Source organism: Desulfofalx alkaliphila DSM 12257, from assembly GCF_000711975.1.
In the GTDB taxonomy this organism is placed as follows: Bacteria; Bacillota; Desulfotomaculia; order Desulfotomaculales; family Desulfohalotomaculaceae; genus Desulfofalx; species Desulfofalx alkaliphila.
Genome location: NZ_JONT01000008.1, coordinates 104,266 through 120,596, shown reverse-complemented (window position 1 = coordinate 120,596; position 16,331 = coordinate 104,266). Strand labels below are relative to the sequence as shown.

At 45.9% G+C, this 16,331-nt stretch carries 14 protein-coding genes, 1 pseudogene and 1 riboswitch; of the genes and pseudogenes, 3 read left to right on the top strand and 12 right to left on the bottom strand.

Annotated features, from left to right (window positions below):
- Positions 1-199: 199 nt before the first annotated feature.
- Entirely contained in the window at positions 200-2,149 is a 1,950-nt protein-coding gene (locus BR02_RS0106070) for an SH3 domain-containing protein (protein ID WP_031515205.1), read from the bottom strand.
- 240 nt (positions 2,150-2,389) lie between these two features.
- On the opposite strand from BR02_RS0106070, the pseudogene BR02_RS14375 reads away from it, so the two are divergent.
- Together BR02_RS14375 and BR02_RS16050 are read left to right on the top strand one after the other, a co-directional pair.
- Positions 2,390-3,014: pseudogene (locus tag BR02_RS14375) on the top strand (response regulator transcription factor); the annotation flags it as partial.
- Complete coding sequence (locus tag BR02_RS16050) at positions 2,971-3,360, top strand: hypothetical protein (protein WP_337999125.1); 390 nt, start codon at positions 2,971-2,973, stop codon at positions 3,358-3,360. The pseudogene BR02_RS14375 and the gene BR02_RS16050, both read left to right, overlap by 44 nt.
- Positions 3,361-3,527: 167 nt before the next feature.
- On the opposite strand, the gene BR02_RS0106060 is transcribed toward BR02_RS16050, so the two are convergent.
- The 11 genes from BR02_RS0106060 to BR02_RS0106005 all read right to left on the bottom strand — a co-directional run bounded on the left by BR02_RS0106060 (position 3,528) and on the right by BR02_RS0106005 (position 16,026).
- Complete coding sequence (locus tag BR02_RS0106060) at positions 3,528-4,355, bottom strand: Gmad2 immunoglobulin-like domain-containing protein (protein WP_031515203.1); 828 nt, start codon at positions 4,353-4,355, stop codon at positions 3,528-3,530.
- 66 nt (positions 4,356-4,421) lie between these two features.
- The gene (scpB, locus tag BR02_RS0106055) at positions 4,422-4,973 is read right to left on the bottom strand and encodes an SMC-Scp complex subunit ScpB (RefSeq protein ID WP_031515201.1); all 552 of its coding nucleotides are present in this window, start codon (positions 4,971-4,973) and stop codon (positions 4,422-4,424) included.
- On the bottom strand, positions 4,954-5,712 hold the full coding sequence (locus BR02_RS0106050) for a segregation and condensation protein A (RefSeq protein WP_051688152.1): 759 nt from the start codon (positions 5,710-5,712) through the stop codon (positions 4,954-4,956). Before BR02_RS0106050 ends, scpB begins: the two co-directional genes overlap by 20 nt.
- 67 nt (positions 5,713-5,779) lie before the next feature.
- The gene (trpS, locus tag BR02_RS0106045; RefSeq protein WP_084170951.1) at positions 5,780-6,763 is read right to left on the bottom strand and encodes a tryptophan--tRNA ligase; all 984 of its coding nucleotides are present in this window, start codon (positions 6,761-6,763) and stop codon (positions 5,780-5,782) included.
- A gap of 27 nt (positions 6,764-6,790) precedes the next feature.
- On the bottom strand, positions 6,791-7,432 hold the full coding sequence (locus BR02_RS0106040; protein WP_031515195.1) for a site-2 protease family protein: 642 nt from the start codon (positions 7,430-7,432) through the stop codon (positions 6,791-6,793).
- Positions 7,425-10,064, bottom strand: coding sequence for a CBS domain-containing protein (locus tag BR02_RS0106035; protein ID WP_031515193.1), 2,640 nt, complete (start codon positions 10,062-10,064; stop codon positions 7,425-7,427). The genes BR02_RS0106040 and BR02_RS0106035 overlap by 8 nt, the downstream gene beginning before the upstream one ends.
- 114 nt (positions 10,065-10,178) lie before the next feature.
- Positions 10,179-11,498, bottom strand: a complete 1,320-nt coding sequence (lysA, locus tag BR02_RS0106030) for a diaminopimelate decarboxylase (protein ID WP_031515191.1) — start codon at positions 11,496-11,498, stop codon at positions 10,179-10,181.
- 186 nt (positions 11,499-11,684) lie between these two features.
- Positions 11,685-11,868: riboswitch (Lysine riboswitch) on the bottom strand.
- Between the two features lie 139 nt (positions 11,869-12,007).
- Positions 12,008-12,631: a 50S ribosomal protein L25/general stress protein Ctc gene (locus BR02_RS0106020; protein WP_034638945.1), complete on the bottom strand. Its 624-nt coding sequence runs from the start codon at positions 12,629-12,631 to the stop codon at positions 12,008-12,010.
- Between the two features lie 195 nt (positions 12,632-12,826).
- Positions 12,827-13,807 (bottom strand): acyl-CoA dehydratase activase, encoded by a 981-nt coding sequence (locus tag BR02_RS0106015; protein ID WP_031515187.1) that lies wholly within the window; start codon positions 13,805-13,807, stop codon positions 12,827-12,829.
- A 58-nt stretch (positions 13,808-13,865) separates the two neighbouring features.
- The gene (locus tag BR02_RS0106010) at positions 13,866-14,963 is read right to left on the bottom strand and encodes a CoA protein activase (RefSeq protein ID WP_031515185.1); all 1,098 of its coding nucleotides are present in this window, start codon (positions 14,961-14,963) and stop codon (positions 13,866-13,868) included.
- 64 nt (positions 14,964-15,027) lie between these two features.
- Positions 15,028-16,026, bottom strand: a complete 999-nt coding sequence (locus BR02_RS0106005) for an acyl-CoA dehydratase activase-related protein (RefSeq protein WP_031515183.1) — start codon at positions 16,024-16,026, stop codon at positions 15,028-15,030.
- A 146-nt stretch (positions 16,027-16,172) separates the two neighbouring features.
- Between BR02_RS0106005 and BR02_RS15395 the strand changes: the two genes are divergently transcribed.
- Positions 16,173-16,310 carry a hypothetical protein gene (locus BR02_RS15395; protein WP_157834931.1) on the top strand — a complete coding sequence of 46 codons (138 nt, stop codon included), beginning with the start codon at positions 16,173-16,175 and terminating at the stop codon, positions 16,308-16,310.
- The last annotated feature ends 21 nt before the right edge of the window (positions 16,311-16,331 follow it).

The following is a 16,331-nucleotide window of genomic DNA, read 5'->3' as shown; positions in this document are numbered from 1 at the left end:
ACTAGCTCTTAACTTATTTTTCCTATTCTTCCAATAGATATACATTATGGCAAACTGTGTGAGCTAAAGGCAAAATAAAAAGCCAGAACCTTGGTCCTGGCTGAACTGCTCCCCCTTGCGCAGTCCTAAATTATTGTTATTTCAAGTGTCTGCTCAAGGGGGAGCATATCATTATTGTCCCCGACAGCCCGTTTCATTATTAGTATACCGTCTTTACCAATTGGGATGATACCCACCCCTCCAGGTAGCGGTACCGATCATATTCGTCATAATAATCGCTGTAAACCCTTATCCATAGGGTCCCGTCTTCTGCTATTTCTAAGTCGTCGATAAATAATTCGGCATCCCCTTTCAACTTACCTACCACCTGATAATTGGTACCCGGGCCCCCCCGCAAATTGCCGTCCTGGGCCATGTAAGCAAAATCGCCATAACCCAGGTTAGATAGTTGATTAATTGATTGCTTAACATTGTTCATCACTTCTTTTTGCTTGTTGAGCAAATCCTCAAATTCCTCTTTGCTGATTTTAGTTAGCGCTTTATCTTCAAAAACAAGGGTGTCTTGCTCAGTTTTTTCAATCCAAATGCTTTCATGCATAATCTCATACTCTAAGGCGGCGACCTCAAAACCAAACATGTCCTGTATCTCATATAGTTCCGGCGATTCTTCCACCCTTACGTCCACAAAGGAGAGCCGGCCTGTGGTGAGGGAAAAGGGAGTCAATTCCACTTTAGCGGTAAGCAGCTTGGTGCCAAAGGCATAGAAGCTGATATTGTTGTTGGCGATCTCAACAATTAGATGCTTAATTGCTTCCGGCATTTCATACTCAAAGGTATCTTTCCAACTGCCCTTGATGTCACTTAAGGTCAGCATTTTTACAAACAAAATATCGTTGCCGTAGTAAATGCAGTTGTGTTTGTTGGCATTGTCAATTACCACCGTGGGCTGTTCTCCGCTCTTTTTGAACAGCTTAATTTCATTATCATCGGTTAGATAAGCTATATTATTTGAGATTGTCAGCATGACAAAATCTTTGACATTGTCTTCCACCAGCACCTTTTCGCTGCTGCCGTCCATGACGTACAGCTCATTGCCATCGGTAATACAGGCAAACCGTTCACCGTTAAAATGCCACTTTGTTAGGTCCGCTAATATTTTTTCCTTTTTCTTTTCCTTGCCTGTATCGGCCCGATAGAGGATGGCATCCTCATCTATGTAATAGACCAGCTGACCGCCGGCAGATGCCAGAAATTCAACTACACCGGCAGCAATCTTTTCCTTGGCCTCGCCGTTAGTGATATACAATTCCCCATCCAAGTTTTGATAAATAATACCCTTGGCAGTCACCGCATAATCGGTCACGTCAGCTCCCAGTCTTTTAGCCTCTTTACCCACTGCCTTGCTATATAAATAACCGCCCCCATGGCCGGCATCGTCGCTGATTAGGTAGGCTAAAGTGTTATCCGGTCCAAAGGACTGGTAGTAGCAATAATCCGATGTCAGTTTTTCTTTATCCTTTGCCTTTGCAGAGTAAAGATAAAAGCCATTTTCAGTGGAGTACCATAGGTACTGTCCATCGGCAGATAAATCCATACCATACACACCGGAGGCTATCTTTTCCTTTTCGGCATCTTGCTGTTTAATATAGAGGTTGCCGTCCTTATCAATAAAGGCCATGGTGGCTAAATCGGCGGTATTTTCTAAAAGGGACACTTGGGAAACAAATTTTTCCTTTTCACCGGTGCTTGCATCAACTAGGTAGTAGTCTGCAAGGCTGTCGGTGTAGGTAGAAAAAAGTATCTGACCGTCATGGACATGTTGCACACTGAAGTTTTCAATGTTTTTGCTGACTTCCATTGCTTCACTGTTGGGCTTGCGCAAGTACAGTTTTTTATCTTCGCTGATGTACATAGTGCTGCCTTCCGACCCGACAAAACAAACATAACCTTGCATCACCTTTTGACCTATTTTTTCTGCATTTCCGGCATAGTTAATGCTACAGTTGGCTTGCTCGCTCTTTTCTTCATAGTCCATTACAATAAATCCGTCAAAATCCACCATTTCACTGGCGGGGCCGGAGGAAGCTCCACACCCGGCCAAAACTAAAGTTAAAGATAAAAATAGTAGTAGTGCTTTAAACCTTTTCACTTTGCTAACTGACCTTCCTTTCTAATAAGTTAGTTGTTTTGTCGGTTATTATCATCTTAGCACAAATAAACCAGTGTAGTAAAAACTTCCCTTGAAATTTTACTAATGCTTAGGTTTGTAATTAAAATTAAGGAATTCTTAAGGATTATATCGGCCAAATATTAAGGATTACCCCTTATAATGAGGATAGTCCAAGGACTACAGAAGACAACTATAAAAGAGGGTGGAAGATGGTTAATCATGAAGAGGGATAATTATTGTGTTTTGGTTGTGGCTGACGATCGGGAAATACAGGATGCCATTGAAATATACCTAAAAAACGAGGGCTTAACAGTTTTCAAGGCCAAGGACGGTATTGAAGCCATTGAAAAATTAAACGAACATGATATTCACCTTATTATTTTAGATATCATGATGCCTCGGCTGAACGGCATTGCCACCACCTTTAAAATCCGGGAGCAAAAAAAATATCCCCATTATTATCCTCAGCGCCAAAAGTGAGGACACCGATAAAATCCTCGGTTTGCAAGTGGGGGCCGATGATTATGTTACTAAACCCTTTAACCACTTGGAGCTGACTGCCCGGGTTAAATCCCAGTTGCGAAGATACGTCAGCCTGGGTACCTACCATGGTGCCCGGCAAGTGATTGACTTGAACGGGCTCATATTGGACCAAGAAGCCAAACAGGTTACCGCCCACGGTGAACCGGTAAAATTAACCCCCACAGAGTATAAAATATTGGAACTGCTGATGACCAATGCCGGGCGGGTTTTTTCCATTAACGAAATTTACCAGCGGGTATGGAATGAACCGGGGTATAATGCCGAAAATACTCTGGCGATGCATATTTGCAAAATCCGTGATTCGCAGTATCGGTTTCCAGGTACTGTTTCTATTGGCGGTGGTGTTTGCCTTTGGGGTCGGGGCGGTGGTGGTACTGCTGGAACCGCAAATCATACTAATTTATGGACCGCTCTTGATTGTAATCGGCATACCGATTTTGGTGCTTATTATCAAAAATGCCGGCCGCTTTAATCAGATTGTGCTGAATACCAATGAACTGGTGCAGGGCAAGCTGGGATCGGAATTGCCGGCTGAAGGCAAATCTCCGCTGAGGGCTCAGGCCTGGGTCTGGCCATCGCCAAATCCATCGTCGATCTACACGGCGGCAGCATGGATATTGATTTGGACGGTGACCTGTTTAAGGTGACGGTAAGCTTAATAAAATAATAACCAAATGCGACAGAGGGGACGATTCTCTCTTGTCGCATTTTTGCTTACATGGAGAACCGTCCCTGTGGTCGCTCTTTTAATACTTTCCAACATAGTCTTTAATTCTGCAGCCTTATCCTGCCGGCATACCAAACTGCTTTTTATTTACGGCTGTATTGTTACCGACACCGCAGTTTTACTTAGTACGGTATCTTCTTGGGGATGAATTTGAAAAACTTCCACCAATCCCTGCTCCTTCTGTGAAACTGAAAATGACAGCGAAACTTCAAATTCAGAGTCAGTCACCTTTACAGGCTTTTCGGCCAAGACTAGGCCCGATGAGTTTTTAAGCCTTGCCCGCAATTCACCGTTAATACCATCCACCCTTCCTGTTATTTGTACCGGGCTGCTCACCACTTCACCGCCGGTGGGCCGGGTTATTCTAATGGATGTGGGCCTTATCTTATCTTCTTTTCCCTCTTCTAAACTTTTCTGTTCTTGCTGCTGGGATGCAGCTGCCTGCTTGGGGTTCCGGGGGGTGGGGGCCAATATTGCGTCTACCCTATCGGTTTGAAACCCCACCGCCTTGGGGGTCTTTTTCAGATCAAACTTGGCCACCACCGGCTCAGCTTCATCTTCTTCGTTGGCCATATATTTGATGCTGACATTTAACCAACTATAATTTTCCTCCGGCACCCGCTGCTCTATTTCATCAATTTCCACCTTCATGTTATCACCGGTGGCCCCCGGTACAAGAACAATGTATGCCGTGCCATCCACAACTGCCCAAGTTGCAAATTCTTGATCTTTCATGTCTTTTACCATACGCCGCACCACATGGGGGGCTTGATCCAATTCAATAATATCAAAGGAAATACTGGATACTTCCGGCACCACTATTGTCTCCGGCTTTTGTTGTGGCTCTTGTTTGGCACAGCCATGCAACAAGAGTAATACAGCCACAAGGGCCAACATAATCGCTTTTATTCGCAAAAGTACCCCTCCTTGCTTTTTTATTATTTTTCGCCGGAGGGGTACTTTTATTCAAATATATTAATCTTAATCAAATTCTTTCTCTTTTATTTCTTCTAAAAAGTTTTCTAGGTCAGGAAGTTCTGAAAGATCCTTAAAGCCAAAATGCTTTAAAAAAGTATCGGTGGTGCCATAAAGTACCGGTCGGCCCGGAGCTTCCCTTCTTCCTTTTTCTTCTATTAATCCACGTTCTAGCAAGGTGTTTAGGCTGCTGTCTGAGTTTACGCCGCGAATTAATTCCAGCTCTACCCTGGTTACCGGCTGTCGATAGGCTATAATGGCCAGTGTTTCCAAGGCTGCCCGGGTAAGGGTGGTGTTAGATCGCCGCTTATATAATCTTTCTATATACGGGGCAAACTCCGGCTTGGTGGCCAACTGCCAGCCCCCTGCCAGTTCCACCACCTGTAAACCACGGTTGGCTCGCCGGTATTCACCTTGCAGTTCTTTAATCAACTCTATGGCCACCGCCTCTTCCAACTCTGCCAATTGGCAAATTTTTGCCAGGGACAGGGGTTCAGGGGTTACAAACAGCAAGGCCTCTATAACACTTTTTGAGTAATCACGAAATAACACCGTCATATTCGGTGAATTCTCCCTTTGCCGGTAAAATCATTATCTCAGCATTTCTATCCTTTTGTTCCAATTCCACCTGGCCCATGCGCAAGAGTTCCAGTAAAGCCAAAAAAGTAACTATAATTTCCGCTCGGCTGGCATTTTTAGAAAAAGCGGCCCTAAAAGGCATTCCCTTGGGGTACAATACCAACCTTCTTAAAATGTGCCCTATTTTATCTTGGATTTTTATTTCCTCTGCCCGTACCTTGGGCGGTATTACCTTCACTGCCCGTTCAAGTACAGCCTGCAGTGCTTTAAGAAGTTCATTGAAATCAATTCCGGCCAAGGGCTCCGGCGGGCGAATTAGGTGTTGATACATTTCTAAACTATTGGGCCTGGTAAATACCCGCCCCTGCACCTGCTGGCGTTCCTTTAGGCACATGGCTGCCTCTTTATACTGTTTGTACTCTAACAAGCGCTGCACCAACTGCTGCCGGGGGTCTGGTTCTTCTTCGGCATTTTCCGATATTAGCTCCGGTTTCGGCAGCAGGGTGTGTGTTTTAATGGCCAGCAAGGTTGAAGCCATTACTAAAAATTCACTGGTTACTTCCAGGTCCATTTGTTTCATGGTTTCTAAATACTCGAAGTACTGGGCGGTAATAGAGGCGATGGGTATGTCTTGTATATCCAGCTGATCTTTTTCTATCAAGTGCAGCAGTAAGTCCAACGGCCCCTCAAAGGCATCCAGCCGCACAGTATATGCCAAACCTCTCACCCCTGTTTGGAAATCTTCCTAACCAAAGTTTAAATGCCCCATGGGTTTTTATTTAAAATTAAATCCCCACTGCTGCCCGTACCTCTTCCATTGTTTCTTGGGCTGCCTTTCTGGCCTTAATGGCTCCCTCGTGAAGAATTTCATCCAGGTAGCCAGGGCGCTTCAACACCTCCATACGGCGTTGGCGCAGGGGGCTTTGTTGTTCTTCTAACAATTGGTACAGTTTCTTTTTGCACTGTACACAGCCAATGGCACCTTTACGGCACTGCTCTCGAATATCTTCATGCTCCGCACTTGCATAGATGCCTTGGTACTTGTCCACTACACATACATCCGGGTTGCCGGGATCTGTTTTTCTTATGCGGCCCGGGTCAGTAACCATGGCGTTAACTTGTTTCTTTAGTTCTTCCTGATCCGCTGCCAGTGTGATAATGTTTAAATAGCTCTTACTCATTTTTCTGCCATCTACCCCAGGCAAAAGCTTTACCTTGGACAGTAGCGCCTTTGGCTCGGGAAAAACCGGTTTGTACAGGTGATTAAAGCGGCGAGCCACCTCCCTAGTCAATTCCAGGTGAGGCAGCTGATCCTCTCCCACCGGAACTGCATCTGCACGGTAAACCAGAATATCGGCAGCCTGTAGTAATGGGTAGCCAAGAAAACCGTAAGTGTTTATGTCTTTACCCATTTTGCCCAACTGTTGTACTTGATCTTTATAGGTGGGTACCCGCTCTAACCAAGAAAGGGGCGTACTCATGGAAAACATTAAATGCAGCTCAGCGTGCTGGGGCACCTGTGACTGCGCAAAGATGGTGCATTTTTCAGGATCTAAGCCCGCAGCCAACCAGTCCACTAGCATTTCCTTAATGTTTTCTTTTATATGCTCTGTTTCATCATAGGCAGTGGTCAGCGCATGCCAATCGGCAATTGCATAATAACAGTTATATTCTTCCTGTAAGCGTACCCAGTTTTCTAATACGCTTAAGTGTCCAATGTGCAGCCTTCCGGTAGGACGCATGCCGCTTAAAATGGTACCCTTTGTCACTGGTAATGCTCCTTTCTTTTGTTAGACCTAAAAAATAATACCAAAAATACCTATGCTTATTGCCTTTAGTGTTTCCATTACTGTCAGTAAGGGCCCTATCACTAGCCAAAGCACCTTTGCCAGCACACCTGTAAACATAAGCAGCAGTATTACAATTACTCCATACTGCTCCAAATATATTAGCCAAGTTTGTTCACCGGGCAGTAAACCTGCCAATATTTTTCCCCCGTCAAGGGGCGGTACAGGCAGTAAATTAAATATTGCTAAAATAACGTTAATTAAAATTATGTTATTCATAATATGAACTAAATGTATCGATTCAAATAAGAGTATCAAACCAAAAAATAATGATGCCACCGTTGCAATAATAATATTGGTGGCGGGCCCGGCCACAGAAACTAACATCATGCTGCGCCGCATATTTCCCCTCAGCCTGACCGGGTTTACCGGCACCGGTTTGGCCCAACCAAATTTGAATAAAAACAGCATGATTAAACCTATGGGATCAATATGCGGCACCGGATTAAGGGTAAGGCGCCCCATATACCTTGCGGTGGGATCTCCCAGTTTATCTGCCGCCCAGGCGTGGGCATATTCATGGAAAGTCAAACCGATAACAATTGCCGGCAATAATATGGCAATATCATACGGAGATGGAAAACTAAACACTGGCTTTTTCCTCCTTTTGCAGCTTTTGCATATATACTTTTACGAAAGCCAGCTCTTCTTCCCGGGTTTTAACTACAGAGTCCAGTCTTGCCTGCCACAGTGCATCCAGTGCTTTGCGGTAGAAGGGTCCGGGTTTAAAGCCCATTTCCTTTAAATCTCTCCCATTTACTGTGGGCTTATTATCTCTCACCATCTCCATTACTTTACGGAAGCGTTTAATGGCTACCTTATCTTCCATCAGCGCCAAAAACATTGGGTAGGCCTCCCGGGGCAGCAGTTGCAGTATTTGTGCCAGTTGGGAAATCCTCATATCCTCCGGTGAGGACAGCTTAGCCAATGCACCCCGCCAGTGTTCAATGGTGGTAAGTACCTTCTCTGTTTGCCTGCGGCCCAACATAAACCGCTTACATGTTTTGGCTGCAGTGTCCAGACTGCTCCAATGTACTATAGTTATAAAATATGGTAACCACTTTTCTGCCGGTTCAGCCCAGCCCCAATTGCGCAGCACCATTAATGCCTGGGGCATTTCTTCAAGGATGGGCTGAACCTCCCAATAGGTAATGTCAGGAAAGATTTGATCCCACACACCCAGGTCTGCAAGCCGGTGTAATATGTCAGCAGGTTCAGGCTCATTTAAGATTATCTTTAACTCATGCCATATCCGGTCATCGGAGACTCTGGAGAGCACCTCTTGCCGCATTGCCTCTTTTAACAGGTGCAAGGTCTGGGGATCCATGTGCATTTGATACCGCTGCTCAAATCTCACCGCCCTCAAGATGCGGGTGGGGTCTTCCACAAAGCTTAAGTTATGCAGCACCCTTACAATGCCGGCATAAAGGTCGTCACGGCCCCCAAAGTAATCCACCAGTTCACCAAAGGAGCCGGGGTTCAAAGATATGGCCATGGCATTGATGGTAAAATCCCGCCGGTATAGGTCATGGCGCAGTGAAGATGTTTCCACAGTGGGCAAGGCCGCAGGATATTCATAAAACTCCACCCTGGCAGTGGCCATATCCACCCATGAACCGTCTAACAGTGAAACCTCTGCGGTGCCAAATTTTTCATAGGTGCGCACTTTGCCGCCCAACTCCTTGCCCAAAGCCTTAGCCAGTGTTATGGCGTCCCCTTCCACGATTAGGTCCACATCAAAGTTTTCCACGTTAAGAAATACGTCCCTCACTATTCCCCCGCCGGCATATACCCTATAATCATGCTGCTGGGCCAGTTCGCCCACCAGGTACAGGATTTGCATAATTCTTTCGGGCAGGGTTCTTTTCATCATATTTCTAAAACGTGCATGGCTGTAGTTGCTTTGTTTAAAGGTAGTTTGATACCTGTCTTGAAAATCACTATGTAGGGTGCGCAGCACATCGCTGCGGGATACAATGCCCACCACCTTGCCTTCATCATTAACCACCGGCAGCCGGCCAATGTCAAATTCAATCATCATATCTTGCACCATAGAAAGCGGCACATCGGGCTTGGTGGTGTGTACGTTAACATTCATATATGCCTTTACCGGGGCATGGCCCAAGCCATGGTGCATTGCCTTTTCTACGTCCCGGCGGGATATTACACCGACCATTTCTAAACCCCGCACCACCGGCAAGCCGGTATGGCCGTAGCGCAGCATTACCCGGTTAGCCTCTTCTATTTTTGTTTCCGGAAATACTGTCTTAACAGGACTGGACATTATATCTGCCGCCACCATCATGGGGCGCACCTTTTCTTTAATTACCGCCAGTAATTGCTCCACCAGGGCCTGCAGTTCAGTGCCCTTTATAGTGGCTGAAGCGGCAGCAATGTGGCCGCCGCCCCCAAAGGAAGCCATAATATCTTGGCAATTAACCTCAGGCAGCGAACTGCGGCATACCAGGTGTGCCCTGTCTATCATTTCCACAGCAACAAAAACCGCATCAACCTGTTCTATTTCTGCCAGCTTATGGGTTAGAAGTGCCAATCCGTCAATAAAATCATCGCTACTGCCATGGGCAACCAGTATCTTAACCCCATTTATATTATGGCGTTCTGAAGTAACTAGTAATTTTTTAAGCAGTGCCTGCTGGTCGCCGGTAAGTGGACGGCCTAAAAATTCAGCCACCACACTGAGATTGGCCCCCTTGCTCAACAAATAGGCCACTGCTTCCACATCCCGGGGGGTAGTGCTGGAAAACACCATACAGCCCGTATCATCATAGATACCAAGGGCTAAAATAGTAGCCTCCAACCGGGTAATCGGTATATTTCTATCCCTGATTCGTTCCACCAAAAGGGTGGCTGCAGCTCCCACCGGTTCTATAACCGATATCTGATGATTTAGATGACACTCGGTGGCCGGATGATGGTCGTATACATGTATTTCTACCTTGGGATCCTTCATCAACTGGCCCATTTTTCCTATCCGCTTGGCACTGTGGTTATCTACAATAATCAACCGGCGTACTTTTTTCATGTCAATCAGTTTTACCGGTTTTATTTTCAACATATCTTTATGTAAAGCCAAAAACTCTTCCACGTTGCGTGACAATTTTCCCGGAAAAACCAACTCAGCATCGGGGTATAATTTTTGCGCAGCTACCATGGCTGCCAGTGCATCAAAATCAGTATTGTTGTGAGAAGTAATAATCTCCATACAGTTGCACTCCTCCCCATTTTGCAATACTTTACATTATAACATAATAAAGGGTTGAAAAAAAGCACCCGTACGGGTGCTACAGGGAACCAAAGCAATTTTATAAGCGACAATTTAACTCCTATTTTTTAATCTTTCAGGAATGATATCGTTTCTCAACAGATCGTCGTAGCTCTCCCGCCTTAATATTAGGTTGGATTTTCCTTCAAATACCAATACCATGGCAGGGCGGGGCAGTCGATTATAATTCATGGACATGGTGTAATTATAGGCACCGGTGGCGGCAACGGCTAAAAGGTCTCCCGGACGCGCTTCCGGCAGCGGCAAGTCCCAAATGAGCATATCCCCGGATTCGCAACATTTTCCGGCCACAGATACAAGTTCCGTTGCCTGTTCCTTCATGCGGTTGGCCAGGTATCCTTCGTATTTAGCCTGATACAAGGCCGGGCGGGGATTGTCACCCATGCTGCCGTCAACGGCCACATACTTGCGCACATTTGGGATATTTTTAATTGAGCCAACCCTATATAAGGTAGTACCGGCCGGCCCTGCTATTGAACGGCCCGGTTCCACCATCACCTTGGGCATGGGAAGATTATGACGCCCAGCCTCTTCCCTTACCGTGGTCATCACAATATCTGCATAGTTGGCCACTGAACCGGGTTCATCACCTTCTACATAGTAAATGCCAAGGCCGCCTCCCAAATCAAGCTCCGTGGCCTCAAAACCGGTTTCATCCCGCACCTGCCGTACAAATTCCATCATTACTTTGGCAGTGTGGGCATAAGACTGCAGTTCAAATATTTGAGATCCAATGTGGCAGTGGAAGCCACGTAAATTAATATGTTCTAACTCCAGGGCCCGGCGCACACCCTCCATAGCCTGACCGTTTTCTATCACCAGGCCAAATTTAGAGTCGATGTGGCCTGTTCTGATGTATTCATGGGTATGGGCATCCACCCCTGGGGTTAGCCTGAGCATAACATTGGCTTCGGTAGCCATTTCACCGGCCAGTTTATTTAATAAGTCCAGTTCATACAGGTTATCCACCATGTAGCGGCCCACCTTATATTCCAAGGCCAGCTTTAGTTCTTCGGGGGATTTGTTATTACCGTGAAAATATACCCGTTCCATGGGAAAATTAGCCTTTATGGCAGTGTAAAGTTCACCGCCGGAAACAACATCTAATCCCAGTCCTTCTTCATCAATAATACGGCACACTGCTAAAGTAAGTAAGGATTTACCGGCATACAGCACATGGGCCCCGTATTTTTCGGTAAAGGCTTGGTAAAAGCTCCGGCAATTTTGACGAAAGTGCTGCTCATCTATCACATACAGGGGCGTACCGTATTCCTGGGCCAGCTTTACCGTATCACAGCCACCAATCTCTAAATGCCCTTTATCATTTATGCGCATTGTGCCCTGTAACTTCATCTCAATAAACCTCCTCAGTAAATATTACGCCATTGAGGTGCTCCTTTGTGCATATAAAAGAAAAAAAAGGCAAGTTGCCAGTGCCTGTGGGTGTGGTCAGTTAAAATAAAAACAGAAGCGATCCTACAGTAACCCTAATGGTATCCTGTGGATCGCATATACTTGACCTTAGAATACCTCTTAGACCTGTGAGATAGCGCACCACACAGCAGTTAGTCGCTGCGTGACAGTTCGGCCTCTGTTCGAATGCCGACCCAGCCCGGCAGGTTACGGTTTACTGCCGCACTTCGGCGAATAACCCTTTCCTCCCAATTCATCAAACCGCTTCTCCTTGGGAGTACTCTTGCCATTCGCAGCCTCTACCACACCCTCGGTTAAGAAGATGAGGCAACATATACAACTATTTAAGATATCTTAACACAGCAAAAAGTTAAAGGTCAAGACAATAGGTAAAAAGGGTATAACCTGTGACGATTATACCCTTAGAATACACATATCTTCTCTCTTTATTATTCCGCACCTTCTCCGTCAGAAACAGCCGCATCGCCGGCCTCGGTTTCTTCTTCTGTTTCGGCTCCTTGTTCTTGAACCGGAGCAAGAACAGAAACAATAACTTCGTCCGGTTCGTTATTGAACTTGTAATTTGCTCCCTCCGTTAAATCTTTTACCATTATTGAACCATTAATGGCCAGTTCCGATACATCTACTTCTATGGCATCGGGGATGTCCACCGGTAATGCCCGCACAGAAAGCTCGTACAACATCTGCTGTAATAAGCCTCCCATTTTTACACCTTCTGCTTCGCCAATCAATCTAACAGGCACATTGGCATCCATTTCCACATTCATATCCACAGCATAAAAGTCCACATGAACAAATTGATTTTTTACCAGATCGAATTGCGTATCATAAATCATGACATTTGTTTTCTTACCTTCAATATCTAAACTGATAACACCTGTTTTCCCTTCTGACCGCAAAGTCTTAATAAAGGCCTTCTCATCCACAAAGACAGGTTGGTTGCCAAAGGACTTGCCGTATACCACACCGGGTACGTTACCCTGTTGACGAAGTTGCGTAAGTCTGGATTTTTTCATGCCCTCTCTTGCCGTTGCTTGTAAAACAGCAGCCATTTTTTAAATCACCTCATTAATAATTTTTAATCATTTTTTATAAGTTGGCATATATTATAGCCTATCAACAATTATAGACAATGTAAAGGCTAACTGGTTAATTAAATATATACAAGCCCCAAAGGACATTTACCTGCAAAAAAAATGGCTTGCGTCGAGCAAAAAACCAGGCGCAAGCCAATTCAAATGTTTAAACTAGCTGATTTTTTCTTCCTCCCTGGCCAGGGCGTTGGCCCATTTGCCGCATCGGTCACCCCAACGGGCTATTGTTACTCCCTGTTCCAGAATTTCTATCACCTCGCAAAGGTTAGGACAGCCGTCGCACTCAAAGCTTCCTGCCGAAAAACTGCTGTCTGCCACACCAAAGCCTTTAAACCTGGTGGTCTTGCCCTTTGCCACTGCATCTTTGGCCAGCAGGGCCGCACCCAGTGCACCCATAACGTCAAAATGCTTGGGAACGTGTACTTCCACACCCAAGGCCTTTTCAAAGGCCTTGCGCATGCCAATATTGGCTGCAACGCCTCCCTGAAATGCCACCGGAGCCAATATCTCTTTGCCTTTACCCACGTTGTTTAGGTAGTTTCTCACCAATGCCTCACACAGGCCGGCCAGTATATCCGGCAGTTCAAAGCCCATTTGTTGTTTATGAATCATATCAGACTCTGCAAAGACCGCACAGCGGCCGGCAATGCGCACCGCCGTGTTACTGCGCAGCGATAAATCACCAAATTCTTCTATGGGTACATTCAGTCGGCTGGCCTGTTGATCCAAAAATGACCCTGTGCCGGCGGCACAAACAGTGTTCATGGCAAAGTCTGCCACCACGCCGTTGCGCAGTATAATTATTTTTGAATCTTGCCCGCCTATTTCCAGCACTGTTTGCACACCCGGCACCTGTTGAGAGGCTGCCACGGCATGGGCAGTGATTTCGTTTTTCACCACATCGGCACCCACAACCACCGATGTTAAGTGCCTGGCACTGCCGGTGGTGCCCACACCCTTTATTATTGTACTGGCCGGCAGTTGTTTAGCCAGTTCGCGCAAACCATGCTGTACCGTTCGGATAGGCTGGCCCTGGGTGCGCAGATAAATTGCCTCCAGCACTTGGTTATCTTCATTGATAAAAACTATATTTGTACTTACAGAACCCACATCTATTCCCAAATATCCTGTCACCTGTTCAAATAATCCTCCTTATTATATATAGAAGTATTAAAGCAATACCCAAAGGCAACTACTGCCCCATGGCTCTATGGTGTTTACGGCGTGCCAATAAATCGATAAATGCTTCCAGACGGGTAATCAGTCCCGCTTCGCCCGAGTGTTCATCAACTATTAGGGTGAGTACCGGCATATCTGCCGCTGCCGCCGCCTTGGGAATTATGCTCTGCGCCACAATTTCCGGCATACAGGTAAAGGGAAATACCTGCACGGCACCGTCAAAACCCTGGCGGGCGTACACTGAAATACTGCCTATGGTTTCCATGCCGTGGCCGCCAACAAAATGATTTAAGAAAGGTTTTGCACTTTCCCGATAGGCCTTGCTGCTGCGGATGCCCTTAATTAAGCCCATAAAGAGGTGGTCATTTATCCATTCACTGAGGTGTAAGGAACGATCCACTTCCACCCCCATGCGCCCCAAATGTCTTTCAATGTTAAAGTTGGCAAAGGGCTCTAATAGGGTGTAAATTTCGCCAATCAAGGCCACCTTTATTACCGGGCGGTGGGGATCAACTGCAACACTGTACATAATTTCTTTACCCCGCAGTGCTGCCGCCTTTAGTTCTTGGGGATTATCGGCCTTTTCAATTTCTTTCAATGCCTGGGCCAATGCCCGGTCTGTTTCTCCCATGCGCAGCTCCCGGGGTCGAATTTTATATGACAGCATTTCCACCTCATCCACCGCCCGGCTTTTTAAGTAGCCATAGCGAATGGCCCTTATTACCTGCAACCAGGATTTTCTTCCTGTTATTTCACTTATACGAGCTGTCAATTCAGTGATGTGTTTATCCGGCGGTTCTAACACCACCATTTTGTAGTGATAACCCAAATCCTTTAGAATGGCATGCTCCACCTGGGCGTAGTAACCAAATCGGCAGGGGCCACAACCGCCGGCCATCATTATGGTATCAGCCCCCAGCTCATATGCCTCAATAAAATTACCTAGGTTGAGTTTCAGGGGCATACAGGCAAACTCAGGGCCATATTTGGCCCCCAGGGTTAGGGTGCGCTTACTGCAGGGTGGAGGCAGCACCACTTCAATGCCCAGGTACTCCAACATGCCCTTGACGCAAATATAAAGATTGCCCATGTGTGGAAAAGTAACCTTCATCTCTACCTCCAATTAAATTTATAAGTAAAACATCTGTCATCAAAACCTTTTTCTACAAGAGCTGTTAACTGCCGGTTTGTGCCGCCTGTTTTGCCTTTTGCCAACGGACCATATCTAAAAAGGCTTCTATTCTGGTTATTACACCGGCTTCCCCGGTGTGTTCATCCAGCGTCAGGTTTAAAAACGGCACCCGCCGCTTTTGCCGATTACTTCTTTCTATTAGTTCGCCGGTCATGGAGTCTGGCCCACAGGCAAAGGCTGCAATGTGAATAATACCGTCTATTTTGTTTTCACCATAATAGTAGCCTGCCCCAATCATGCGCCGGCCAAGGGTCCAGAAAATTTTTTTTGGCAACTTTCTGGTTTCCCGCTCAATATCTGCGGCAGACAGGTTGTCCGCTGTGACCACTTTGGCACCCATATCACCTAGGCGATTAATCAAATTCATGCTGATATAAGGGTCATAAATGTTATATGGATGACCAATTACCGCCACCTTTAACTCTTTATCATCCCTATTGCCTTTAGGCCTTTTACCGCCATACATAATATCAAAAGCCTCTTCGGGTAAATACCCTTCCAACAGCAGTTGATCAAAGGTGTGCTGGGCCCCTTTTCCCCGCCGGTAGGCCTGCCATATTTTAAAGGGGTTGCCGGTAAAATGCACTGCCACTTGCCTAAAGGCCCTTTTTTCTTCATCCCTGCCCCTTCTCAGGTTAAAGGTCACATCTATTATTGTCGGTTCTATTACCAAACTCTGTTTCACCATGTCGGGGAAACCTAAGAATTTAGGACAAATATACTCCCGGTGGGCCACACTTACCAAGCGGGGCACAAAAATGTAATCTACCTTCTTTTTAGACAGGTTAAGCAGGTGTCCAAATGCCAGTTTTATCGGTAAACAAGCCTCATCTACCGCTGACTTAACCCCTTCATTCAAAATACCCTTGGTAGTTTTGTCTGACAGCACCACTTGACAGCCAAGGGTTTCAAAAAATTCCTTCCACATTGGGTAGTAGTAGTAATATAGCAATGCCCGTGGTATACCCACCTTAATAGGCATAAACTTCCCTCCCAAAAAGACAGTTTTTTGTAGTATGAACATTTACAAGCCAAAATATGCCACCTTTAAAGGATATTTATTATTCACCAAAAACCCACTGCTTTCATAATATACAGGGAATACAAATAATAAGGAGGTTTTGCTTCATGAGCGGATGCTATCCCGGCCCCGGCCCTGGCCCCATGCCCGGCCCCTGCAATGACAACAGTTTTTTAATTTTCCTGATTCTTATTTTGCTCTTGATGGGTAATCCCGGTGGTTACTATCCAGGCCCATGCAGATAAGAAGCAAGAAAACTCCCATCT

Bases quoted from the DNA above. Each gene is read 5' to 3' on its own strand.
- BR02_RS16050 (WP_337999125.1), top strand. From the start codon at position 2,971: ATGCCGAAAATACTCTGGCGATGCATATTTGCAAAATCCGTGATTCGC.
- scpB (WP_031515201.1), bottom strand. From the start codon at position 4,973: ATGACGGTGTTATTTCGTGATTACTCAAAAAGTGTTATAGAGGCCTTG.
- BR02_RS0106035 (WP_031515193.1), bottom strand. From the start codon at position 10,064: ATGGAGATTATTACTTCTCACAACAATACTGATTTTGATGCACTGGCA.
- lysA (WP_031515191.1), bottom strand. From the start codon at position 11,498: ATGAAGTTACAGGGCACAATGCGCATAAATGATAAAGGGCATTTAGAG.
- BR02_RS0106020 (WP_034638945.1), bottom strand. From the start codon at position 12,631: ATGGCTGCTGTTTTACAAGCAACGGCAAGAGAGGGCATGAAAAAATCC.
- BR02_RS0106010 (WP_031515185.1), bottom strand. From the start codon at position 14,963: ATGAAGGTTACTTTTCCACACATGGGCAATCTTTATATTTGCGTCAAG.
- BR02_RS0106005 (WP_031515183.1), bottom strand. From the start codon at position 16,026: ATGCCTATTAAGGTGGGTATACCACGGGCATTGCTATATTACTACTAC.
- BR02_RS15395 (WP_157834931.1), top strand. From the start codon at position 16,173: ATGAGCGGATGCTATCCCGGCCCCGGCCCTGGCCCCATGCCCGGCCCC.